Genomic DNA, 23,845 nt, shown 5'->3' with positions numbered 1-23,845 from the left:
TGTGGTAAAACATGGGAGGAATGGAATGGCCGAGAAACTGCATCCGAAGATTGACAATGGCTTGCCGAAGGAAAGCGCATCCTTCTCCGGCGGCACGCTGGTCTGCCTTTGCACCAGCAACCCTGTGAAGGTGAAGGTCAAGGGCCAGATCGCCCACGACCACGCCTGCGGCTGCACCAAATGCTGGAAGCCGGAAGGCGCCATCTTCTCGGTCGTGGCCGTCGCCGGTACCGGCGACGTCACCGTCACCGAGAATGGAGACAAGCTGAAGGTGGTCGATCCTTCGGCACTCATCCAGCGCCATGCCTGCACGGGCTGCGGCGTCCACATGCATGGCCCGGTCGAGCGCGACCATCCCTTCAAGGGCCTGTCCTTCATCCATCCGGAACGCTTCGAAGAGGACGGCTGGTCGCCGCCGGGCTTCGCCGCCTTCGTCTCCTCGATCATCGAATCCGGCGTCGACCCGAGCCGTATGGACGGCATCCGCGCGCAGCTGAGGTCGATCGGGCTGGAGCCCTATGATTGCCTCAACCCCGGCCTGATGGACTATATGGCCACCTGGACGGCGAAGAAGTCCGGCGCGCTGCCGGCCTGAAAATTTGCGAAATCTGATGTAAAGGGCCGGCCAGCACCGGCCCTTTACACATTTGGAGAGACGATTGCCCGCACCCGTTATCTACGTCGACGCTGACGCCTGCCCGGTCAAGGCCGAGGTCGAGAAGGTCGCGGAGCGCCATGGCGTCGTCGTCACCTATGTCTCCAATGGCGGGCTGCGGCCGTCGCGCGATCCGATGATCCGCAACGTCGTCGTCTCCAAGGGAGCCGATGCCGCGGACGACTGGATTGTCGAGAACGCAAGAGCCAATGACATTGTGGTGACCGCCGACATTCCGCTTGCCGCGCGCACGGTGGCGCTCGGCGCGCATGTGCTGGGGCCGACCGGGCGCCCGTTCACGCCGGAAACCATCGGCATGGCGGTGGCGATGCGCGATCTGAAGCAGCATCTGCGCGAGACCGGCGAAAGCCGCGGCTTCAATGCCTCCTTCACTCAAAAGGACAGGTCGCAGTTTCTCGGCGAACTTGACCGCATCTTGCGGCGCGCGGTCAAATCCGTCACACCGGACTGATCCAACGTCTTCAGGGACCCGAGCCATGGGTGAAGACCTCAAGACGCCGATGCATCGGCACATGCAGTTCGCCCTGGCCTTTGCGATCGGCATCGTCGCCCTGCTGGTGGCTCTGCTGCTCAAGGCACCGCTCCCCTACTCCATCGGCGCCAATGTGTTCTTCGTGAGCTATATCGCCATGGTGCTGGCGCTGATGCCGAGCCTCACCGGCCGCTATCTCAGCAGGAACGCGCGCGCGACCGACATGCCCGTGCTGCTTATCTTCGCCGTCACGTTCTTCGTCGTCGTTGCGGCCATCGTCTCGCTGTTTCTTTTGATCAACCGGAAAGACGCGGCGCACCCTTGGCAGCTTGCCTTCGCCATGCTGTCGATCCCGCTCGGCTGGTTCACCATCCACGCCATGGCGTCGCTTCACTATGCGCATGTCTATTGGAAGGATGGAGGCGAGATCGATCAGAAAACCCAGAAGAAAATGCCGGTCGGCGGCCTCGATTTTCCTGGCGGCAAAAGACCGGAAGGCTGGGACTTCCTCTATTTCGCGACGGTCATCGGCATGACGGCGCAGACAGCCGACACGGCCATCACCACCTCGCAAATGCGTCTGGTCGTGCTCATCCACTCGGTCTTGAGCTTTTTCTTCAACACGGTGATCGTTGCCGCGGCGGTCAATCTCGCGGTCACCCTGGGCTCTCCGTAATAAATCCGTGATCGCATGAAACATTGCCTTGTGCGGCGACGTATTGAGGGGAAGACAAGGACCTGAGAAGCCGCCTGCCTGAGGCGGCCGGAGGCAAGATGGACGCTGTTGCCAACAACCGATCCGCCCCCAAGGCGGACGTCAAGGACACCACCCTCATCTACCGGCAGTCGCGCTGGACGCGGTTGACCCATTGGCTGTGGGCTTTCTCGCTGTTCTTCATGCTGCTTTCCGGCCTGCAGATCTTCAACGCGCGGCCGCAGCTTTATCTCGGCAAGCAGTCCGGTTTCGAGTTCAACAACACCATTCTCGAGATCGGCGCCGAAAACACCGCCAACGGTCCGCGCGGTTTCACCGCAATCCTCGGCCACCGCTTCGACACCACCGGCGTGCTCGGCTGGTCGGGTCTGCCCGGACAGGAAACGCCCCGCGCCTTTCCGGCCTGGGCGACGATCCCCTCTTACTACGATCTCGGCACTGCCCGCGTCGTGCATTTCTTTTTCGCCTGGGTGCTCAGCGCGACACTGCTCATCTGGCTGATCGCCGGCCTGGTCAACGGCCATATCCGCCGCGACCTCGCCCCTCGCCTCTCGGATCTGCGCAAGCTGCCGCGCGACATCGTCGACCACGCGAAGCTGAGATTCCACCACACCCGTGAGTACAACACGCTGCAGAAGATGGCTTATGGCGGTGTGCTGTTCGTGGCTCTGCCGTTGATGATCGTGACCGGGCTCGCCATGTCGCCGAGCATGGATTCGGTGCTGCCGTGGCTCAACGAAATCCTTGGCGGCCGACAGACGGCGCGCACCATCCATTTCACCGTCATGGTGCTGCTCGTCCTCTTCTTCATCGTCCACATCCTGATGATCCTCGCCGCCGGCCCGATCAACGAGCTGCGCTCGATCATCACCGGCTGGTACCGCACGGACCCGCCCGCGAAGCACGACCAGCCGACCGAGAGGAGCGCCTGACATGGCAAAATTCCAGATCACGCGCCGTAAATTCTTGACCGCCGGGAGCCTCGGCCTGTCAGGCATCGCATTGTCGGGCTGCGACGCCTTCGACAGCGGTCTCGGTATTGGCGGCGGCCTGCGCAGCTTCCTCGAAAACGCCAACGGCCTGACTTACCGCGCGCAGCGCTTTCTTGCAGGCCGCGACGCGCTGGCGCCGGAATTCACCGAGGCCGATATCCGCCAGCCGCAGCGGCCGAATGGCGTCACGGCGCCTGATGACGACACCTACAAGGGTCTGCTCGCCAACAATTTCGCCGACTGGCGCCTGGAGGTGACCGGCCTCGTCGAGAAGCCGCTGTCGCTGACCCGCGAGCAGCTCCAGAACATGCCGAGCCGCACGCAGATCACGCGCCACGACTGTGTCGAAGGCTGGAGCTGCATCGCCAAATGGACCGGCACGCCGCTGTCGCTGGTGCTTGACCAGGCGGTGGTCAAGCCGCAGGCGCGTTACGTCATGTTCCACTGCCTCGACACGATCGAGCAGAGCCTCTCCGGCGACATCAAATATTACGGCACCATCGACCTGATCGACGCCCGCCATCCGCAGACCATTTTGGCCTATGGCCTCAACGGCAAGCCGCTGCCGGTCGAGAACGGCGCGCCGCTGCGCGTACGCGTCGAGCGCCAGCTCGGCTACAAGATGCCGAAATACATTTCTAAGATCGAGCTGGTCGACAGTTTCGCCACTATCGGCGGCGGCCGCGGCGGCTACTGGGAGGACAATGGCTACGACTGGTATGGCGGGATTTGATGATCCCTCGCCTGCGGGCCGAGCACGATCTGCCGTCCGACGAGCTTGATGCCGTCGAGGAGCGTCTGCATGACGACAACCGACGGCTGACCGGTCGTGACGACGACCGTGCCCTCACCTTTGCCTTGCGGGATGAGCGAGGGCGCGTCGTCGGGATCGCCGCCGGCTATTCCTGGGCCGGCATCGCCGAACTCACGCTGATATGGGTCGACGAAACTTATCGCGGCCTTGGCCACGGCAGGAAGCTGCTTGAAGCCTTTGTCGCGGAGGCTGCTGCGCGGGGCTCCTTGCGGATATGGGTTTCGACCCACGATTTCCAGGCGCCAGGCTTGTACGAAAAGGCCGGCTTCGAGCGCATCGCCGAACTCACCGGATGGCCCGAAGGCCATTCCAACATCATCCTTTGCAAGACGATTCAGCGAGCGTCTAAGCGACTTTATCGAGCAGCGGCTTCAGCGCCGGATGGATTTCCGGCGAAGCGTGCCTGATCAGCGTCAGCAGCGCGCGCTCGTTGTCGCGCAGCGGCCGCTGGCCGCCGCCGATGCGCTCGACCAGCCATTTGGCTTCGTCGGCATCGATGGTCTCGGCACGGCGGGCAAGCGCCTCGGCGGCCCGGTTTCTGGCTTCCCATTCGGCCTCGATATCGCCGGGAGAATGATAGGCTTCGAGGACCGAGGCGAATCCGCCCGACACCATTCGGCTGAGGAACCCACCGAGTGCCGGGCCTGCCTCGTCGAGGAAGTTTTCGTGGCGCAGCGCCGCTTCGCGCGTTGGCGGCTCGTAGCCGGCCGAGCACATGACATAGTTGGCGATCGCCTTGACGAAGAGCTCGTTCCAGGACGGATCATTGTCTGCGGCCGCCGTTCGGTCATTGATCCTGAACAGCACCTCTGCCTCGGCTTTGGTAATGGCGATGTTGCCGTCGCCGCCAAAGGCATGGAGGATGCGGCGCAGGAGATCGACCTCGGCCCTGGCGATCAGGCCCGGAACCAGCTCGCCGCCGATCATCAACGGCCCCTTGCCGTCGATCACCGCATGCGCGACCTGCTCCAGCGCATAGGCCGAAAGCTGGCCGGGCGAGGATTTGGCTTCCTCCAGCACATGCACCAGCAGCTCGAGTTCCGTGCGGCTGTCGACCATGCCGTCACGCGAGACGGTGCGGACCAGCCAGTCGGCATTCTCCTCCGAGATATAGCCTTCCGGCTTTTCCTGGTGGACGATGTGGTCGGTCACCGCCTCGACGAAGAACGGTGCCCATTCGACACATTTGTCACGCGCCGTCTGGTCGAGCGCGAACAGTGCCTCCGCCTCGCCGCGACTCACCACGCCGTCGGCGAATACCTCGCGCCGCAGCATTGCCACGTCCTCGGCCGTGATCTTGTTCTTCGAGGTCAGCCCCGCCACCGGAGCGCTCATGATCAATTCGCCCATCTGCCGTCCCTGCCCGTGGCCTTTTGCCGGCGTTATCCCGTCAGGTTTATCAGCGGTGTCTTGAGAAACCGGCAAATGGTGTGGTTAGCGAAGCCTTGCCGGCCGCGCCTTGTTGAGATTCACGTCAGGCCGGCCTCACCTGTATATCGGCGCACCTTTGATGTCGCTGGGAGGTGACAAGGTGTCGCCAACGAGCTATGGATGGCGCGTCGGGGGCTCGGCTTGTGAGTCCCACCTGTTTGCGGGAGAGAGCAGCGCAAGCTGTCGCCGAAGGGGAAATCGCCCGAAATCTCTCAGGCAAAAGAACCGTTGACGGGAAAGACAACTCTGGAAAGTCGGGGCCTGGCCCCGCGCCGAAGGTGTAAGCGCTGCCGACAGAGTTACGGGGCGCGAGTCTCTCAGGCTTCAGACAGAGGGGCACGGACTAGGCCGCCAATGGCGGTCGATTGCGTGCGACTCTGGAGAAGACATGACAGGCGAAGACACCAAGCACCTACCCCTCGAGGATTTGCATCAGGCCGCGGGCGCGCGCTTCGGCGCTTTCGCCGGCTGGTCGATGCCGCTCACCTATCCGCCCGGCGTGATGAAGGAGCACCTGCACACGCGCGAGCATGCCGGGCTGTTCGACATCTCGCATATGAAGCTGTTCGAGGTCGGCGGTCCGGGCGCCGCGGCGCTGTTGAACCGGGCCTGCCCGCTTGATGCCGGCGCGCTGGACATCTCGCAGTCCAAATACACGTTCTTCCTCAACGAGGCGGCAGGCATTATCGACGACCTGATCGTCACGCGTCTAGGCCAAGACCGGTTCGTGGTCGTGGCCAATGCCGGCAACGCCATCGAGGACGAGAAGCATCTGCGCGCTCTGGCAACGGATTTCGACGCCAGGGTCTCGCCGCTCGACCGCGTCTTCCTGGCGATTCAGGGTCCGGATGCCTGGGCGGCTTTGGCACGGGCCGGCATCGAGACCGGCTCGCTGCTCTTCATGCATGGCATCGAGCCGCGCCAGAACTGGTTCATGAGCCGGTCAGGCTACACCGGCGAGGACGGTTTCGAGATTGGCCTGCCGGAGAAGGACGCGCGGGATCTTGTCGCCAGCCTGCTCAAGGACGAGCGCGTGCAATGGATCGGCCTTGCCGCCCGCGACAGCCTGCGCCTCGAGGCCGGGCTCTGCCTGCATGGCCAAGACCTGACGCCCGGGATCGACCCGGCAAGCGCCGGCCTGATGTGGGCGATCCCCAAGGAAGTCCGCCAGGGCCATTTCATCGGCGCCGACGCGCTGCGCTCGATCCTGGAGCGCGGGCCGGCGCAGAAGCGCGTCGGGCTGAAGCCCGATGGCCGCCAGCCAGTGCGCGCCGGCGCGGCGCTGGTCGATGCCGGCGGCAATCCGGCCGGCCATGTCACCTCCGGCGGCTTCGGGCCTTCGACCGGCCACCCCGTCGCCATGGGCTATGTCGACGCCGCGCTGGCCAGGCCCGGCACGAAACTCTTCGCCGATGTCCGCGGGACGAAGATCCCGGTCGACGTTACGTCCCTGCCCTTCACCCCACACCGCTACCGCAAAGGATGATCTCCAGATGGCAAAGACCTATTTCACTGAAGACCATGAATGGCTCCGCGTCGAAGGCGGCGTCGCCACTGTCGGCATCACCGACTATGCGCAGGAACAGCTCGGCGATCTCGTTTTCGTCGAGCTGCCGGAAATAGGCCGCAAGCTCGTCAAGGGCGATACCGCCGTCGTCGTCGAATCCGTGAAGGCGGCTTCGGACGTTTACGCGCCGGTCGACGGCGAGATCACCGAGGCCAACGGCTCTCTGTCGGCCGACCCTTCGCTGGTCAATTCGGCGGCGACCGGCGACGGTTGGCTCTGGAAGATGAAGCTCTCCAACGAAGGCCAACTCGACAGCCTCATGGATGAAGCCGCCTACAAAGCCCATATCGGCTGACAACAGGATCTTGGAAATGACCGCAGCACCTGCTCCTTTCTCGGCCCGCCATATCGGTCCCTCCGTCAACGACGTCAGGGCGATGCTCGCCGCCATCGGCGTTCCATCTGTCGAAACACTGATCAGCCAGGCCGTGCCGAAGTCGATCCGCCTCGATCGGCCTCTCGATCTGCCTGCCCCGGCGAGCGAAGCCGAAGCGCTGGCTGAACTGTCGGCGATGATGGCGAAGAACACGGTGCTGAAGAGCTTCATCGGCGCCGGTTATCACGGCGTTTTCGTGCCGCCGGTCATCCAGCGCAACCTGTTCGAGAATCCGGCCTGGTACACGGCCTACACGCCCTACCAGGCCGAGATCAGCCAGGGCCGGTTGGAAATGCTGTTCAACTTCCAGACCCTGGTCACCGAGCTCACCGGCCTGCCAGTGGCGTCGGCTTCTCTGCTCGATGAAGCGACCGCCGTTGCCGAGGCCGTCGGCATCGCGCTGCGCCATCATCGCGACAAGCGCACCAAGGTGGCGCTTGCCGGCACCCCGCACCCGCAGACGCTGGATGTCGTGCGCACCCGCGCCGAGCCGCTCGGCATCGAGGTCGATGGCGAGACGATCGACGACAACACCGCCGCCCTGCTCGTCTCCTGGCCGGACACGTTCGGCGTCTATGGCGACCACAAGGCGGCGATCGAGAAGGCCCGCGCTACCGGCGCGCTGGTCGTCTTCATCGCCGATCCGCTGGCGCTCACCCTGACGGATGCGCCGGCGAAGCTCGGCGCCGACATCGCCGTCGGCCCGATGCAGCGCTTCGGCGTGCCGATGGGTTTCGGCGGTCCGCATGCCGCCTATTGCGCCGTTTCCGACAAGCTGACCCGTCTGATGCCCGGCCGCCTCGTCGGCCAGTCGACCGACACCAAGGGCCGCCCCGGCTACCGGCTGGCGCTGCAGACGCGCGAGCAGCACATCCGCCGCGACAAGGCCACTTCCAACATCTGCACCGCGCAGGCGCTGCTGGCCAATATGGCCACGGCCTATGCGATCTGGCATGGCCCTGCCGGCCTGCAGGCGATTGCCGGTCGCATCCACGGCCTTGCCGACCGCCTCGCCTCCGGCCTCAAAGCCGCTGGCGTGTCGGTGATCGGCGCAAGCCGCTTCGACACGGTGACCGCCGAGGTGAAGGGCAAGGCCGGCGCGATCGCCGCCGCCGCGGAGAAGACAGGCCGGCTGCCGCGCGTCATCGATGCGGACAAGATCAGCATCGCCTTCGACGAGACCTCGACGGAAGCCGATCTCGAGGCGATCGCCGACCTTTTCGGCGCCAAGCCAGGCGCGCAAGGCGGCTCGATGCCCGGCACGCCGCGCGGCAAGGAGTTCCTGACGCAGCCGGTCTTCCACGAGAACCGCTCCGAGACCGACATGATGCGCTTTCTGCGCCGGCTGGCCGACAAGGACCTCGCGCTCGACCGCGCCATGATCCCGCTCGGCTCCTGCACCATGAAGCTCAATGCCGCCGCGGAAATGATGCCGGTGAGCTGGCCCAGCGTCGCCAATCTGCATCCCTTCGCACCCGCCGGCCATTCGGGCGGCTACCGCGCCATGATCGCCGATCTCGAAGCCTGGTTGTCGGAGATCACCGGCTTCGACGCCGTGACCTTGCAGCCCAATGCTGGCAGCCAGGGCGAATATGCCGGCCTGCTCGCCATTCGTGGCTATCACCGCGCGCGCGGCGAAGGTCATCGCACCGTCTGCCTGATCCCGTCCTCCGCGCATGGCACCAATCCGGCGAGCGCCGCGATGGCCGGCATGAGCGTCGTCGTCGTGCGCTGCACCGAGGACGGCAACATAGATGTCGAGGACCTCAAGGCCAAGGCGGCCGAGCATTCGAAGGATCTCGCGGCGCTGATGTTCACCTACCCCTCGACGCATGGCGTCTACGAGGAAGGCGCGCGCGACCTCTGCGCCATCGTCCATGAGCATGGCGGCCAGGTCTATTTCGACGGCGCCAACCTCAACGCGCTGGTCGGCCTCGCCCGTCCTGGCGATATCGGCGCCGACGTCTGCCACATGAACCTGCACAAGACCTTCTGCATCCCGCATGGCGGCGGCGGGCCGGGTGTCGGTCCGATCGGCGTCAAGGCGCATCTGAAGCCCTACCTGCCCGGCCACGTGACGGAAGGCACGACCCATGCCGTGGCGGCGGCGCCGTTCGGCAGCGCCTCCATCCTGCCGATCACCTGGATGTACATCCGCATGATGGGCGCTTCAGGACTGAAGCACGCGACGGAAACGGCGATCGTTTCCGCCAACTACATCGCCACCCGGCTCGCGCCGCACTTCCCGCTTCTCTACAAGGGCAGGCACGATCGCATCGCCCATGAATGCATCCTCGACACCCGCGTGCTCAAGGAGAGCGCCGGCATCAGCGTCGACGATATCGCCAAGCGCCTGATCGACTATGGCTTCCACGCGCCGACCATGTCGTTCCCGGTCGCCGGCACGCTGATGGTCGAGCCGACCGAGTCCGAGCCCAAGCGCGAGCTCGACCGCTTCTGCGAGGCGATGGTCGCCATCGCCGGCGAGGCGGCGAAAGTGGCGAAGGGCGAGTGGCCGCCCAACGACAACCCGCTGGTCAACGCCCCGCACACCGCGGCGGAAGCGCTTGCCGCTGAGTGGAAGCATCCCTACTCGCGGCTCGAAGCGGCCTACCCTGCGGGCGACGCCGATCTGGCGACGAAATACTGGCCGCCGGTGTCGCGCATCGACAATGTGGCCGGCGACCGCAACCTGGTCTGCTCGTGCCCGCCGCTGTCGGAATATCTCGGCGCCGCGGAGTAGCGGCCAGCGTTCATTCGGGCGATTTTCAAGCGCCGGCCCGGCATCGGGCTGGCGCCTTGCTCTCGAATGATGCGCCGCATGAAGCGCCGCCTCGCTTGCGCCAATCAGCCCTTGTCGAGCAGCGCCAGATTGGCGTTGACCAAAGTCTGGTCGGCCATGCCGGCCTTGGCTTCGAGCAGCAGCGCGCGCGCCTTCTTCTTATTGCCGCGCAGAAGCTGCGAATAACCCATATTGTTGACGATCTGCGGCTTGCGGCCGGCGACCTTCAACAATTGCGCATAGGCGCGGTCGGCGAAGTCGAAACGGCCGAGCTCGTCATAGGAAGCGGCAAGCCCCATCCAGGCTTCGGCATTGTCGGATTTGAGCTCGACCGCCTTGCGGAAATGCTGTTCGGCCAGGCCGAAATTCGCCTCGCGGAACTGCGCCTTGCCTTCGACGAGATCATCGGCGCTGACATCCTTGGTCACCGGCTGGATCGCCGTGGTCTTGGTCGTGTCGACGTTGTTGTTCGTCGTGCAGCCGGTGATCATCAAGACGGCCGCCAATGCCGCCGCTGCCTTGGGAAGTCTATGACGCATGCCCCTGCCCCATCGCCCGATTTGCCGGGTCGTTCTTCAGGAAAAGACGATACAGGAGAGCGATTAAGCTTCGGTGCCGAAATGCAGCTAAATTTTGGTTGCCCGCCAAGGATGCGTTAACCAACGCAGGACGCCTGGATTAATGGTGGGCGGTCAGCTTCACAATGATCGGAATAATGGCGATCATCAGCACCACCGGCAGGATGCAGACCGTCACCGGCACCGACATCTTGGCCGGCAAGGCATGCGCCTTCTCCTCTGCCAGCGACATGCGCTTGTGCCGCATTTCGTCGGAGAAGACGCGCAGCGAGCCCGACAGGCTGGTGCCGAGCTCCTTGGATTGCTGCAGCAGCGTCGCGAACGAGCGCACCTCGTCCAGGCTGAGACGGTCGGCGAGCGCCTTCAGCGCGTCGTCGAGACTGCGCCCGGCCCGCAGCTCCAGCGACACCAGGATCAGGTTCTGGCTGAGCGACGGATAGGTCCTGGCAAGCTCCTTGGAGACCCGCTCGATGCCGGCCTCCATGCTCATGCCGGCATCGGAGCAGACGATCATCAGATCCATGAAATCGGGAAAGCCGTTGCGGTATTCGCGCATCTTCTCCCGAACCTTCTGCGTCAGCACCAGGCCCGGCAGGAAATAGCCGCCGGCTCCCGACAGGATGATGAAGGTCCAGCGGCTGGTCATGGTCGACTCGGCGCTGGCCGCCCAGTGGTTGATCAGGAACGCGCCCAACGCCGCGCCGATCATGGTGGCGAAGCGGATCAGGAAGAACATGCCGACGGCGCGCGGCTCCATATAGCCGGCCTGGATGAGCTTCATGCGCAGCCGCGCGACATTTTCCGGGTCGCTCTTGGCATAGAACTCCTGCGCCCGTTTCACCGCCCTCTCGCGCACGGCGCTGGTGCTCTTCTTGGGCGCAGCGTCCACCTGCTCGGCCGGCTGCACCACCTCGACCTTCAGCCGGCGCTTGACCTCGCCACGATCGCCCTTGGCGAGCACAAGCGGCCAGGCAACGGCACCGCCGCCAAGCACCAGCAGCAGCACGGCAACCGGCATCAGCGACGTCGGCGCGAGCGAGGCGAGGAAGCGGATGACGCCTTCCATTTCAGAACCTGAAATTCGACATCTTGAACATGATGGCGTTGCCGAGCAGCAGCCAGAAGATCGCCCCGCTCAGCATGTACCAGGTCTTCGGCTCGCCCCAGACATCCTGGTAGAATTGCGGCATCAGCACCATGATGGCGGTGAACAGAAGCGCCGGCACCGCGGTCAGGATGTAGGCAGACATGCGGCCTTCGGTCGAAATGGCGCGCACCTTGCGGCGCAGCTTGCCGCGCTCGCGGATTGTCGCGGACAGGCCGTCGAGGATCTCGCGCAGATTGCCGCCCGAACTGCTCTGGATCGACACCGCAGTGACGAAGAGCGGCAGGTCCTCATGTCCCACCCGGTCGAACAGATTATTCAGCGCCGACACGAGGTCCGAGCCGTAGGTCACCTCGTCGGCGACGACGCCGAACTCGGTGCCGATCGGGTCGGCCATTTCGCGCGCCACCATGGCGATCGCCACCGGCACCGGATGTCCGGCCTTCAAGCCGCGCGTGATCAGTTCCAGCGCCTCGGGCAACTGTATCCCGAACCGCTTGTGCCGGCGCTTGCGCATGAAGCGCATCACCATCACCGGCAGCACCGGCAGCAATATGAGAAAAAGGATCAGGCCGAACAGAAGCGGCAGGCCCTTCCAGACCGTGAGAAGCCCCAATGCGAAGGCGACCCCCGATGTGATCATCAGGAACTTCGGCAACGGCGTGGTCATGCCGGACTGCGTGCGCAGGACGCGGAAACGGTCGAGGGAGAAGACGGAGCTGCGGCCGTCGATCCCGCGCTCCTTGCGCAGTTGGATCAGCACCTGCTCCTGGCTGATCTTGTTCTCGGCGAGCTTCATGCGGCGGTTGATCGCCGTGCGCTTGTCGCTGCGCCCGGCATAGAGCAGGTAAAGGCCCTCCGCGATCATGATGCCGGTGAGCGCCGCCGCTGCGTATACGACATAGATCGGGCTGAATCCCTCGAACACCGGCCTAGTCCTGCGGCCGGCCGGGTTCGAAATACTTGCCCGGGAATTCGATGCCCATGTTGCGCAGGTCCTCGAGGAAGCGCGGGCGGATGCCGGTCGCCTCGAAGTGGCCGAGGATCTTGCCGTCCGCCTCCATGCCGGTGCGCACGAAGCGGAATATCTCCTGCATCTGGATGACATCGCCTTCCATGCCGGTTACCTCGGCGACGCTGGTCACCTTGCGCTTGCCGTCGGAAAGGCGCGTCAGCTGCACGATGATGTCGAGCGCGCTGGCGATCTGGCTGCGGATCGACTGCACCGTCATCGGCATGCCGGTCATGCCGAGCATCTGTTCCAGACGCGAGATCGCGTCGCGCGGCGTGTTGGCATGGATGGTGGCCATCGAGCCTTCATGGCCGGTGTTCATCGCCTGCAGCATGTCGAAGGCTTCCTCGCCGCGGCACTCGCCGAGGATGACGCGGTCGGGACGCATGCGCAGCGCGTTCTTGACCAGGTCGCGCTGCTTCAGTTCGCCATGGCCCTCTATGTTGGCCGGGCGCGTCTCCATGCGCGCGACATGCGGCTGCTGCAATTGCAGCTCGGCCGCGTCCTCGATGGTGATCAGGCGCTCGTCTTCCGGGATGAAGGCCGACAGGGCATTGAGCATCGTCGTCTTGCCGGTGCCGGTGCCGCCGGAGATGATCGTGGTCTTGCGGGCGTGCACCGCCGCCGCCAGCACTTCGGCCATGTTCTGGGTAATGGCGCCGAACTCGACCAGCTTGTGCAGGCCGAGCTTGTTCTTGGAGAATTTGCGGATCGACACCAGCGGACCGTCGACGCCGACCGGGCGGATCGCCGCGTTGAAGCGCGAGCCATCGAGCATGCGGGCGTCGACCATCGGCTGAGATTCATCGACGCGGCGGCCGACAGCCGCGACGATTTTATTAATGATTCGAAGCAGATGCGCCTCATCCTTGAATGGGATGTGGACCTGCTGCAGCTTGCCGCGCTTTTCGACGAAGCAGTTCTGGTGGCCATTGATCAGGATATCGTTGATCTCAGGGTCTTTGAGCAACGGCTCCAGCGGGCCGAGGCCGACCATCTCGTCGACGATGTCGTCGACCAGCGCATCGAGCTCGGCGATGTTGATCGCCATCCGCTCCTCGCGTGTCTTTTCCGAGACGAATTCATGCACCTGCCGGCGCATCTCGTCCTTGGGCAGCCGCTCGAGCGCCACCAGGTTGATCTCCTCGAGCAGCATGCGATGGATGCGCACGCGCGCATCGAGCACCTTGTTGGCGCTTTTTGCCGGCGCCGCTTCCGGCTTCGGCGGCGCCGGCTTGCGGGTCGTCGGGATGATCACCGCATTGTGCACCACAGGCGCGGGCTCCGGCGCCCGCTGCGGACGAGTGTCGCGGTTCTGCAGGTTGGAAAAGCGAGTGTTCATCCGGCCTTCCTCTTCAGCAGGCCCTTGCTGAGGCCGAACAGCGATTTCGACTTGACCGTGGTCTGGACGGCCTCCTCCGGCAGGATGATCTTCTTCAGGTCGTTGACGACGTTGGCGTTGGGGTCGATGGCGTGCAGCGGCACGCCGCGGTCGACTGCCTCGCGCACCAGCCGGTAATTGTTGGAGATGCCGCCGACGAAATGCTCGCCGAGTATCTCCTGGACATCGGCCTGCTTGATGCCGCTGTCGAACATCTTCTGCTCGAAGCGGTTGACGATGACGTTGGGCTTCACTTCCTTGCCTGCGGTCTCATAGACGGCCTGGATGAGGCGCTGCGTGTGGCGCAGGCACGGCACCGTCATCTCGGCGACGATGTAGAGCTTGTTGGAACCCAAGAGCACCGTCTCGGTCCAGGGGAACCAGGTGCGCGGCATGTCGATGACGACATTGTCGAAGTAAGCCGCCACGAGATCGAGCATGCGAACCACCACATCGGTCTTGAAGGAGCGCATGTCCGAGGGACGTGTCGGCGCCGCGAGCACGCACAGGCCACTCGCATGCTTCGACAGCATCACATCGAGCAGTTGCCGGTCGAGGCGCTCCGGCTGGTTCTCGATTTCCGTGATGTCGAAGCGCGGCTCAAGGTCGAGATATTCGGCGCAGGCGCCCTGCTGGAAATTCAGATCGACCACGCAGGTCGAAGCGCCGCGCGTCACCGAATGATGCAGTTGGAAGGCCGTCTGCAGGGCGAGCGTGGTGGTGCCGACGCCGCCGGCGGCCGGCATGAAGGTATAGATGTGCGACTCGGTGTTCTCTTCCCGCCCCGGCCCCTGCAACGCCCGGATGACCGAGCGCACCAGGTCTGCCGTGGTGATCGGCTTGACCAGGAAGTCGGCGACCTTGAGCTGCACGAGGATGCGCACCGCCGCCGCGTTGAATTCCTGGGTGACGACGACCACGGGAACGCTGCCTTCCAGCCGGCGCATGACGCGCTGCAGCGACTCGATCTCCTCGAGCTTGGCCGCGTCCATGTCGACGATGACGGTGCCGAAATCGGTCTCGAGGGCCTCGCCGCGCAGCTCGTTGATGCTCTTTTCCACCGTCAGGAGCTCGATGACCTCGGAGGTCGCAAAAGCCGTCCGCGTGTCCTGCACGAACGCCCTGTCGGTGGAAACGAGCAGGATCTTCTTGGTCTTGGTAGCAGATGCCATCGTTGTCGGCCGATCAATTCGATGTCGTTGATGATGATGTCGGCGCGGACGCGGCGCCGGCTTTCGCGCCGACGGCGACAGTCTCGGAACCCGGACGTTGAGCCGGCACGAGAAGCCTTGTGTTCTGGACGCCGTACTTCCACGGATCGACCATCTGCATGGCGGTGTTGGATGCCTGCGCGTTGCCGACCCCCGGCGTCACCCCTTCGGTGCGCACATAGTCGTCGCTGGTACAGCCGGCGGCGAGCCCGGTCAGCAAGAGAACAGTCCAAAGGGCGATGCGCATGGCCTTAGTCCTTCGGCAGGTCGAGGAAGTGGCCGGACGTGGCCGATACGGAGCGGGCGGCGCCGCCGTCGGCGAATGCCAGCGGACGTTTCGGCGCCGAGGCGTCCACTTCCTCGGTGTTGTTGAGGAAATAGTCGGCGGTGCTTGCCGGCCGGGTGCCGTCGGTCGGTTCGACCATCTTCTTCGACGGATCGACCGGCTTGACCAGATAAGGCGTGACGATGATCACCAGATCGGTCTCCCGCCGCTGATAGGATTTCGAGGAGAACAGCGGACCGAGGACCGGCAGCTTGCCGAGCCCCGGAAGGCGCGAGGTGAAAATGTCGTTTTGAGACTGCAAAAGGCCCGCGATCATAAAGCTCTGGCCGTTCTTGAGATCGACCGATGTCCTGGCGCGGCGCACGATGAAGGCGGGAATGGAAATGCCGCTGCTGACCTGGATGGAAGCGGACGGGTCGATCGAGGACACTTCCGGCGCGATGTCGAGGCTCACCAGCCCGTCCTTCAGCACCGTCGGCGTGAAATCGAGGCCGACGCCATACTTCTTGTAGGTGACGCTGATCTTGCCATTGTCCTCGGAAACCGGGATCGGGAACTCGCCGCCGGCAAGGAAGCTCGCCGTTTGGCCAGAGCGGGCAATCAGGTTCGGCTCCGCGAGCCGCCGCGCCAGGCCGCGTTCCTCCAGCGCCTTGATGGCGATGTCGATCGACAAGCCGTTGGACAGCAGGCTGCCGATGATCTCGCCCGTTCCGGCAGCCGGCACATCTCCCCCGTCCGGGTTAAGCACGACTTTGCGGTTGCCGATGCCATAAGCGAAATTGGCCGCGTATTTGGCGCCGAGATCCTGTCCGGCCTGGCGGTTGATCTCGACGAAGCGGACGTTGAGCTGCACCTGCTGCGACGACGAGATATTCACCGAATTGATGACTTCCTCATTGCCGGAAAAGCGCGAGGCGATCTTGCTGGCCTTGTCGGCGGCGACCGCGTCCTCGGCCTCGCCCGACAGCACGACGCGGCCGTTTGCCGAGCCCACCTTGATCTTGGCGTCGGGCACGCTGGCGCGGATGGTGCTGGCCAACTGGTCAGTATCCAGCGTCACCTCGATGTCGATGGTGCCGACAAGCTGCTTGTTCTGGTCGAACAGGGCGATACCAGTGGTGCCGAGATTGTTGCCCAGCACATAGAAGGACTTGTCGGTCAGCGGGTTGACGTTGGCGATCTCCGGATCTCCGATGACGATCTGGTAGAAGGCGGCGCTCGTCATGATCGTCTTCGGCTTGCCCTTGGCGACCTTGATCGAGGCGTTCTTGTTCGCCGAGACATAGACGACGTCATTGCCCGCCCTTGCCGGCGCGGCGGCGCCAAGCATAGCTGCCGCGAGCGCGATCGCGCCGAGAAGACGCCATCCCCCGGTCGTCCGAAATGCATCAAACCCGAACATCTTGCCCCGTCCCCGCCGGTCCCCACCGGCTATTGCTGCAGTTCCTGCGGCGGTTCCCGTGAAGGAACCTTGTATTCTTCGACCTTCTCGCCGCGCGTCACGATCACCGTCCTGAATTTCGGCTCGTCCTGGTCCTTCGTCACCGCATTGACGAGCGAGGCCGCACTTGCCTCGGCGTTTGCGGCAACCGAACCGCCGAAGGAAGAGATCGTCGTAAGGCCGCCTTTGCCGGCACTGGCGTCGGCCGCGGACCGCAACGACAGCGACAAGGTGCCGACGGTGCGGGCGAGCGCCACTTTCTGCGCCCCTTCGTTGGTCACCTCGATGGTCACTGAATTGGCGACCTGCGGCTCGGTCTTGCGCTCGTCGGCGCCCTGCCCGACCGAAAGCACCTTGGCGTCGGAGACCACAATCTCGGAGGTCACCGTCGAGCCGGCCGCCCCTTGCGCGTTCTTGGATACTTCCTGGATGTCTCCCGCATCGCGCGTCAGGACGACGTCGACCCGGTCTCCCGGCGTGACGAAGCCACCGACACCGGCAATTTCGTCGGTGCGGATGGTGACGGCCCGCATGCCCGGCGACAGCATGTTGGAAAGCGTGGCGCGACCGTTCGGTCCCGACAGTTTGGTGAGCAGCACCGGTTCGTTGACCTCGATCGGCGACAGCACCACGCGGCTGCCGTCGGCAAACAACTTGTCGATCGTCGGGAAAGCGCCTTGCGGCAGCGAATCCTGCGGCCACGGGATCTCGGCGAGCTGCGGCCGTCCGAGCTCCATTCCATAGCGCAGCGGCGCTTGAGCCACCACGATGGTCTTGAATTCGACCTTGGGCTGCTGCGGAGCTTCGACCGTGACCACCTTGATCTCGGACTGAGCCTTTGCCTGGCTCTTGACCCAAAAATCCGCCGCAAAGATCGAGATCGCGCCGAAGACGGCTGCGATACCGATCATGGTTATGGCCCTGCCCCGCACAACGAAACCCCTGACGCCCGTGGTCTTTTGTTGGTTTGGGCCCCACGCTAGGCGTTAATGTTAAAGAATCAGGAATCCCGTGACCCGCCGATCGCCCTATTTCGGCCGGCTTGGTTATCGAATGGTTTTGGAATAAGAGACAGTTTGATCCCTGAACGGAACAGGAACTCGTTCGCCCGCCAAAAGCGTGGCAGTATCGAGCCGTGATTCGCATTATCGGACGCTAGGCCCAGCATGGACGACAGCAACGATCTCTTCGGCAAGATGGAAAAGCAGGCACAGCCGGTGCGCGCCCCCTCGCGCCCCGCCGATCCGCTGGTGCAGGCCGCGAAGCGCTCGACCGCCGCCCGCGACGGCAGCGAAAGCTACAGCGCCGCCGATATCGAGGTGCTGGAGGGTCTCGAGCCGGTGCGGCGCCGTCCGGGCATGTACATCGGCGGCACCGACGACAAGGCGATGCACCATCTGTTCGCCGAGGTCATCGACAATTCGATGGACGAAGCCGTGGCCGGCCACGCCACCTTCATCGATGTCGAGCTTTCCGCCGACGGCTTCCTGACCGTCACCGACAATGGCCGCGGCATCCCGGTCGATCCGCATCCAAAATTCAAGAAGCCGGCGCTCGAAGTCATCATGACGACGCTGCATTCGGGCGGCAAGTTCGACTCCAAGGTCTATGAGACCTCCGGCGGCCTGCACGGCGTCGGTGTTTCGGTCGTCAACGCGCTGTCCGACCACCTCGAGGTCGAGGTCGCGCGCGGCCGCCAGCTCTACCGTCAGCGTTTTTCCCGCGGCGTCCCGATCAGCGGCCTCGAGCATCTGGGCGAGGTTCATAACCGCCGCGGCACGAGGACCCGCTTTCACCCCGACGAGCAGATCTTCGGCAAGGGCGCGGCCTTCGAGCCGGCGCGGCTTTATCGCATGGCGCGCTCGAAAGCCTATCTGTTCGGCGGTGTCGAGATCCGCTGGACATGCGATCCGTCGCTGATCAAGGAGAAAGACCAGACGCCGGCCAAGGCCGAGTTTCATTTCCCCGGCGGCCTGAAGGACTATCTCAAGGCGACGCTGGGCGACGAGTTCCAGGTCACGCGCGAGGTTTTTGCCGGCAAGAGCGACAAGCAGGGTGGCCACGGTTCGCTGGAATGGGCGGTGACCTGGTTCGGCGGCGACGGGTTCCTCAACTCCTACTGCAATACGATTCCAACTCCCGAAGGCGGCACGCATGAGGCCGGCTTCCGCAACGTGCTGGCGCGCGGATTGCGCGCCTATGCCGACCTGATCGGCAACAAGCGCGCCTCGATCATCACCACCGAGGACGTGATGATCTCGGCCGCCGGCATGCTGTCGGTGTTCATCCGCGAGCCGGAATTCGTCGGCCAGACCAAGGACAGGCTGGCGACCATCGAGGCGATGCGCATCGTCGAAAACGCCATCCGCGACCCGTTCGACCATTGGCTTGCCGACAATCCGCAGGAAGCCTCGAAGCTTCTCGAATGGGTCATCGCGCGCGCAGACGAGCGCGTGCGCCGCCGCCAGGAAAAGGAAGTCTCGCGCAAAAGCGCCGTGCGCAAGCTGCGCCTTCCGGGCAAGCTCGCCGACTGCACGCAGAACGCGGCCGCCGGCGCCGAGATCTTCATCGTCGAGGGCGACTCGGCCGGCGGCTCGGCCAAGCAGGCGCGCGACCGCGCCAGCCAGGCGGTGCTGCCGTTGCGCGGCAAGATCCTCAACGTCGCCAGCGCCGGCAACGACAAGCTTGCCGCCAACCAGCAGATCTCCGACCTCATCCAGGCGCTCGGCTGCGGCACGCGCTCGAAGTACCGCGACGAGGACCTGCGCTACGACCGCGTGATCATCATGACCGACGCCGACGTCGACGGCGCGCATATTGCTTCCCTGTTGATCACCTTCTTCTACCAGGAGATGCCGAACCTGATCCGCGGCGGCCATCTCTACATGGCCGTGCCGCCGCTCTATTCGATCCGGCAGGGCGGCAAGGTCGGCTACGCCCGCGACGACGCGCATAAGGACGAATTGCTGCGCACCGAATTCACCGGACGCGGCAAGGTCGAGATCGGCCGCTTCAAGGGCCTGGGCGAGATGATGGCCTCGCAGCTCAAGGAGACCACGATGGATCCGAAGAAGCGCACGCTTCTGCGGGTAGACGTGATCGACGCCGAGCAGGCCACCAAGGATGCCGTCGACGCGCTGATGGGCACCAAGCCCGAAGCGCGTTTCCGCTTCATCCAGGAGCGCGCCGAATTCGCCGAGACGGACGTGCTGGATATCTGATCGCGGAAGGGTCCATAAAGGCTCCTGTACGGAGACGAATGTGACCTGGACGCGTCTGAAAGAGCTTGTCGAGACATCGTTAAGCGGTCTGACGCAGCCGACCCGTTCGGACTGGATCTTTGCCTTGCGCACGGTTTCGGCCGGGCTGATCGCGCTGCTTGCCGCCTACGCGCTGAAGCTCGACCATCCGCAATGGGCGATGATGACGGTGTTCATCGTTGCCCAGCCGGTGGCCGGAATGGTGCTGGCGAAGGGCTTCTACCGGCTGCTCGGCACACTGGCCGGCGGCCTGGCCGCGATCGGCATAACATCCCTGTCCGGCGCCAATCCCTGGCTGCTGATCACAGTCCTGGCGCTCTGGGTCGGCATCTGCACGCTCGTATCCTCGCTGTTGCGCAACCCGGAGGCCTATGGCGCGGCGCTTGCCGGCTACACGGCGATGATCATCAGCCTGCCGGCGCTCGGCCAACCGATCGTCGTTGTCGATCTCGCCATTGCGCGCTGCGCCGAGATCGTGCTCGGCATCCTATGCGCCGGCGTCACCAGCCGGCTGATCCTGCCGAAGCTCGCGGCCGACGCCATCATCTCCCGGCTGAAGCGCAGCATCCTCGACCTCGCCGAATATGCCGGCGGCGCCTTTTCCGGCGGCGATCCGGCAAGCCTTGCCGCGCTCCAGCGAAAGCTGATCACGGACGCCCAGACGCTCGCTGAAATGCGCACCTATGCGCGCCTGGAAGCGCCGAGCTTCGCCCCCCGCGCCCACCCGGTGCGGCGCACCATCGGTCAGCTTCTGTGGGCGCTGTCGGCGGCGCGCACGCTGCACAGCCACCGCGCGCCAAAGAATGCGGCGCTCATCCCGATGCGACGCGACTTGAAAGCCTTTGTCGGCGAGCTGGCGGCGACACCCGGCGCGCTCGACGACACGGGCCCTTGGGTGGCGCGGCTCGACGCGATCGCGGGCAAGGCCAGAGAGGTGCCGGCCCTTCCCGACGATGCCGGTGCAAACGATGCCGCCGAGGACAAGGTGGGCACCATCACTCGCCTCACCATTGCCGGTGATTTTGCCGAAGCGCTGAAACAGGTGTTGGACGGCCTCGATGCGCTTCGCTCGCCAGTCTCCCGGAAATCGAATGAGCGAAGCCAGCCGGCGCTGGTCGTCCACCGCGACTATCAGGCCGCGTGGCGCAACGCCGTGCGCGCCGCGCTCGCGACGCTGCTCGTCGCCGTCTTCTGGTTGACGACCAAATGGTCGGAAGCGGCCGGCACCGTCATCCTCGTCGCGGTGGTCTCCAGCCTGTTCGCGACGCGTCCCGATCCCGTGCAGTCGGCCTGGGGTTTCTTCACCGGCACGCTGATCGCGCTGCCTTTTGCCTTTCTGGTCGGCCAGGTCGCGCTGCCGGCGCTGCCGGGCTTCGGCTGGTTCATGCTCTTCGTCGTGCCGATCCTGGTGCCTGCGGCGCTCGGCATGGCCAATCCACGCCATGTCGGCGTCGCCACCGCTTTCGCCATCAACTTCCTCGCCTTCCTCAGCCCGCATCAGCAGATGATCTATGATCCCGGGCCGTTCTTCGCGGGCTCGGCCTCGATCCTGGTCGGCATTCTGATCGCCATCGGCGTCTTCATCGTCGTGCTGCCCGCCGACCCTTGGGTCACCGTGGAGCGTATCTCGCAGGCGATGCGCGAGGATCTGGCGCGGCTTTGCCTGCATGAGCGGATACCTCGGCGTTCGGCTTTCGAAAGCCTCGCCTATGACCGGATCAACCAGTTGATGCCGCAGGTGCAGCGAACGGGCCGCAGGGGCGACCCCATTCTTGGCGGCAGCATCGCCGCCGTCACCGTTGGATTGGAGGTGCTGCGGCTGCGCCATGCGCAACTGGACTCCGCCGTGCCGCGCGAGACAGTCGAATCCATCGGCAATTTCCTGCGCGGCCTGGCGCGTGAATTGTTGTTCCGGCGGCCGGGCGAGCCGCAGACCGCGACCATCGCGGTGGCAAGGCAATATGCGGCCAGCATTGGCGAACGCAGCGATCGGCTCGAAATGCTGCGGATCGCCGCCTCGCTGCGCATCATTGCCGCGGCGATGGAGGACTATCCGGATTTCTTTGCAAAGGGTCGTGCCTGAACAAATAGGGACATGTCGCGTTTCAGGTCGGACCGGATCCGAAAGGTCCCTTATCAGACTGGTCGATACTTAGGTGGACAGATGGCGCTCAAACGAATGGACAACATCGGTATCGTCGTCGAGGACCTCGACGCGACGGTTGATTTCTTTCACGAGCTCGGCCTTGTACTCGAAGGGCGTGCCACGATCGAAGGGGAATGGGCCGGACGTGTCACCGGACTGGGCGACCAGCATGTCGGGATCGCCATGATGCGAACGCCGGACGGCCACAGCCGGCTGGAACTGTCCCGCTTCCTCAGGCCATCGGTCGTGGCGGATCACCGCAATGCCCCGGTGAACGCCCTAGGCTATCTCCGCGTCATGTTCGCCGTGGACGACATCGACGACACGCTGGAGAGGCTTCGCAAGCACGGTGCCGAGCTCGTTGGCGAGGTGGTCCGCTACAAGGACGTGTATCGGCTCTGCTACATCCGTGGGCCTGAAGGGCTTCTTGTCGGACTTGCCCAGGAGCTCAGTTGAGACCCGATAAGCGCTAGGCCGCGGCAATCGCCAGCGCGTGCCCGCGCGCGTTTTCGCGCAGCGCGTCGAGATGGATCGACTTCACCAGTCCGGCAAGATCGCCCTCGGCCGATTGGCCGCCGAGTTCCTTCAGCATCAGCCAGCTCACTTCCTGCACGCCGGCGACACGCCGGCCGTTGGCGACCTCGCGCCAGACTTTCAGCGCGCGCAGGATGATGCCATGCGTCGCCGGAGCAAGTCCGGCGCTGCGGAACAGCGCCTGCAGCGCCACGTCGTGCCCGCCGGCCAGAAGCGCCGTCACCCGCTGCTCGGACTGTCGGGCCAAAGCCACCAAAGCCGAACCGAAGAAGTCGACCTTGCCATGCGCGATGGTGCGGATGATGAAGCTGGCGGTGAGGTCGCCGCGCAGCCTCAGATGCTCGATCAGCGCGGCATGCTCTTCCATGCGGGTTCCCTCGATCAGCGTCACCGAGGCCTTCACGCAGGCATCGCGCATGACGCGATCGGCGCGCGCCGCGCCCATCATCGCCAGCACCAGCGGCGATCCTTTCAGGGTCTCGCCGAGCTTGACCAGCAGCATATGCCGACAGTCGGCCGGCAGGCGGCGATCCGCGATCAGCGCTTCGCGCATCAGCGGCAGGTGGCCATGCCGCTCGGCCATGCGGCGGAAGCTGAGCGAAGCGATCTCCGCGCCGCTATTGCCGACCAGAGCCGCGCAGGCTTCCGGCTCGCCGATCTCGGCGATTGCCGCCGCCAGCGACATCGAGACGACCGGACGGTTGGCGATCAGCGTCTGCGTCGCTTTCTGGCCGCAGGCGATACGCTCGACCAGATCGGCATCGGTAAGCAGCGGCGAACGCGCCAGCACCAGCGCCGCCACTTCCGGCTGGTCGGCGGCCAGGGCGCTGATCACCTGCGGCGGCGCGTGATGGCTCATCGACAGCGCCTCGGCGAGCGCCTGGCGTACCTTTGACGAAGCGTCGTCCAGAAGCAGCGTCAGCGCCGCCTCGGCGGCGCAGCGATCCTCGAACGGCAGATCGGAATTGATATAGGCTCGCGCCAGCGCGCTCGCGGCGGCGGCACGCTCGGAAACCCTTGCCGTATCAATCCATTTTAGAAAGTGCGAAACAACCATGCCGACCAG

Annotated in this window: 22 protein-coding genes and 1 riboswitch; of the genes, 12 read left to right on the top strand and 10 right to left on the bottom strand. The window is 64.6% G+C overall.

Annotated features, from left to right (window positions below):
- The first annotated feature begins 25 nt into the window (after window positions 1–25).
- The 6 genes from gfa (at window position 26) to EJ069_RS05805 (ending at window position 4,076) form a co-directional block, all read left to right on the top strand.
- Window positions 26–595, top strand: a complete 570-nt coding sequence (gfa, locus tag EJ069_RS05830) for an S-(hydroxymethyl)glutathione synthase (protein ID WP_126060495.1) — start codon at window positions 26–28, stop codon at window positions 593–595.
- A gap of 64 nt (window positions 596–659) precedes the next feature.
- Window positions 660–1,127, top strand: coding sequence for a YaiI/YqxD family protein (locus tag EJ069_RS05825; RefSeq protein ID WP_126060494.1), 468 nt, complete (start codon window positions 660–662; stop codon window positions 1,125–1,127).
- A gap of 25 nt (window positions 1,128–1,152) precedes the next feature.
- Window positions 1,153–1,824: a DUF1345 domain-containing protein gene (locus tag EJ069_RS05820; protein ID WP_126060493.1), complete on the top strand. Its 672-nt coding sequence runs from the start codon at window positions 1,153–1,155 to the stop codon at window positions 1,822–1,824.
- 98 nt (window positions 1,825–1,922) lie between these two features.
- Window positions 1,923–2,795 carry a cytochrome b/b6 domain-containing protein gene (locus tag EJ069_RS05815; protein ID WP_126060492.1) on the top strand — a complete coding sequence of 291 codons (873 nt, stop codon included), beginning with the start codon at window positions 1,923–1,925 and terminating at the stop codon, window positions 2,793–2,795.
- A 1-nt stretch (window position 2,796) separates the two neighbouring features.
- Window positions 2,797–3,588 carry a molybdopterin-binding protein gene (locus EJ069_RS05810; protein ID WP_126060491.1) on the top strand — a complete coding sequence of 264 codons (792 nt, stop codon included), beginning with the start codon at window positions 2,797–2,799 and terminating at the stop codon, window positions 3,586–3,588.
- Window positions 3,588–4,076, top strand: coding sequence for a GNAT family N-acetyltransferase (locus tag EJ069_RS05805; protein ID WP_126060490.1), 489 nt, complete (start codon window positions 3,588–3,590; stop codon window positions 4,074–4,076). The genes EJ069_RS05810 and EJ069_RS05805 overlap by 1 nt, the downstream gene beginning before the upstream one ends.
- On the opposite strand, the gene EJ069_RS05800 is transcribed toward EJ069_RS05805, so the two are convergent.
- On the bottom strand, window positions 4,015–5,019 hold the full coding sequence (locus EJ069_RS05800; RefSeq protein ID WP_126060489.1) for a hypothetical protein: 1,005 nt from the start codon (window positions 5,017–5,019) through the stop codon (window positions 4,015–4,017). The two genes, EJ069_RS05805 and EJ069_RS05800, sit on opposite strands and share 62 nt — an antisense overlap.
- Window positions 5,020–5,251: 232 nt before the next feature.
- Window positions 5,252–5,338, top strand: a riboswitch (glycine riboswitch).
- Between the two features lie 150 nt (window positions 5,339–5,488).
- Here EJ069_RS05800 and gcvT point away from each other — a divergent pair.
- The 3 genes from gcvT to gcvP are packed head-to-tail and all read left to right on the top strand — an operon-like array spanning window position 5,489 to window position 9,786.
- Window positions 5,489–6,586: a glycine cleavage system aminomethyltransferase GcvT gene (gcvT, locus tag EJ069_RS05795; RefSeq protein ID WP_126060488.1), complete on the top strand. Its 1,098-nt coding sequence runs from the start codon at window positions 5,489–5,491 to the stop codon at window positions 6,584–6,586.
- 7 nt (window positions 6,587–6,593) lie between these two features.
- Window positions 6,594–6,962 carry a glycine cleavage system protein GcvH gene (gene gcvH / locus EJ069_RS05790; protein WP_126060487.1) on the top strand — a complete coding sequence of 123 codons (369 nt, stop codon included), beginning with the start codon at window positions 6,594–6,596 and terminating at the stop codon, window positions 6,960–6,962.
- A gap of 16 nt (window positions 6,963–6,978) precedes the next feature.
- Window positions 6,979–9,786: an aminomethyl-transferring glycine dehydrogenase gene (gcvP, locus tag EJ069_RS05785; protein WP_126060486.1), complete on the top strand. Its 2,808-nt coding sequence runs from the start codon at window positions 6,979–6,981 to the stop codon at window positions 9,784–9,786.
- Between the two features lie 104 nt (window positions 9,787–9,890).
- Here the strand turns inward: gcvP and EJ069_RS05780 are convergent, their stop codons facing one another.
- From EJ069_RS05780 to cpaB, 8 genes are all read right to left on the bottom strand, one after another.
- Window positions 9,891–10,364, bottom strand: a complete 474-nt coding sequence (locus EJ069_RS05780) for a hypothetical protein (protein WP_042644230.1) — start codon at window positions 10,362–10,364, stop codon at window positions 9,891–9,893.
- 139 nt (window positions 10,365–10,503) lie between these two features.
- Window positions 10,504–11,469, bottom strand: a complete 966-nt coding sequence (locus EJ069_RS05775) for a type II secretion system F family protein (RefSeq protein ID WP_126060485.1) — start codon at window positions 11,467–11,469, stop codon at window positions 10,504–10,506.
- A gap of 1 nt (window position 11,470) precedes the next feature.
- Window positions 11,471–12,436, bottom strand: a complete 966-nt coding sequence (locus EJ069_RS05770) for a type II secretion system F family protein (RefSeq protein WP_126060484.1) — start codon at window positions 12,434–12,436, stop codon at window positions 11,471–11,473.
- A gap of 4 nt (window positions 12,437–12,440) precedes the next feature.
- On the bottom strand, window positions 12,441–13,862 hold the full coding sequence (locus EJ069_RS05765) for a CpaF family protein (RefSeq protein ID WP_126060483.1): 1,422 nt from the start codon (window positions 13,860–13,862) through the stop codon (window positions 12,441–12,443).
- Complete coding sequence (locus tag EJ069_RS05760) at window positions 13,859–15,073, bottom strand: response regulator/pilus assembly protein (protein ID WP_126060482.1); 1,215 nt, start codon at window positions 15,071–15,073, stop codon at window positions 13,859–13,861. The genes EJ069_RS05765 and EJ069_RS05760 overlap by 4 nt, the downstream gene beginning before the upstream one ends.
- 13 nt (window positions 15,074–15,086) lie before the next feature.
- On the bottom strand, window positions 15,087–15,359 hold the full coding sequence (locus EJ069_RS05755) for a hypothetical protein (protein ID WP_126060481.1): 273 nt from the start codon (window positions 15,357–15,359) through the stop codon (window positions 15,087–15,089).
- A gap of 4 nt (window positions 15,360–15,363) precedes the next feature.
- Entirely contained in the window at window positions 15,364–16,728 is a 1,365-nt protein-coding gene (locus tag EJ069_RS05750) for a type II and III secretion system protein family protein (RefSeq protein ID WP_245456624.1), read from the bottom strand.
- Window positions 16,729–16,829: 101 nt separating this feature from the next.
- Window positions 16,830–17,750, bottom strand: coding sequence for a Flp pilus assembly protein CpaB (gene cpaB / locus EJ069_RS05745; protein ID WP_126060479.1), 921 nt, complete (start codon window positions 17,748–17,750; stop codon window positions 16,830–16,832).
- A gap of 255 nt (window positions 17,751–18,005) precedes the next feature.
- On the opposite strand from cpaB, the gene parE reads away from it, so the two are divergent.
- From parE to EJ069_RS05730, 3 genes are all read left to right on the top strand, one after another.
- Window positions 18,006–20,060: a DNA topoisomerase IV subunit B gene (parE, locus tag EJ069_RS05740; RefSeq protein ID WP_126060478.1), complete on the top strand. Its 2,055-nt coding sequence runs from the start codon at window positions 18,006–18,008 to the stop codon at window positions 20,058–20,060.
- Between the two features lie 40 nt (window positions 20,061–20,100).
- Window positions 20,101–22,182, top strand: a complete 2,082-nt coding sequence (locus EJ069_RS05735; RefSeq protein WP_126060477.1) for an FUSC family protein — start codon at window positions 20,101–20,103, stop codon at window positions 22,180–22,182.
- Window positions 22,183–22,263: 81 nt separating this feature from the next.
- On the top strand, window positions 22,264–22,701 hold the full coding sequence (locus tag EJ069_RS05730; RefSeq protein ID WP_126060476.1) for a VOC family protein: 438 nt from the start codon (window positions 22,264–22,266) through the stop codon (window positions 22,699–22,701).
- A gap of 13 nt (window positions 22,702–22,714) precedes the next feature.
- Here the strand turns inward: EJ069_RS05730 and EJ069_RS05725 are convergent, their stop codons facing one another.
- Window positions 22,715–23,836, bottom strand: a complete 1,122-nt coding sequence (locus EJ069_RS05725) for a DUF2336 domain-containing protein (RefSeq protein ID WP_126060475.1) — start codon at window positions 23,834–23,836, stop codon at window positions 22,715–22,717.
- Between the last annotated feature and the right edge of the window lie 9 nt (window positions 23,837–23,845).

Origin of the sequence: Mesorhizobium sp. M2A.F.Ca.ET.043.05.1.1, assembly GCF_003952445.1 — a bacterium.
Classification (GTDB): domain Bacteria; phylum Pseudomonadota; class Alphaproteobacteria; order Rhizobiales; family Rhizobiaceae; genus Mesorhizobium.
This window is presented reverse-complemented; position numbering and strand designations above follow the sequence as displayed.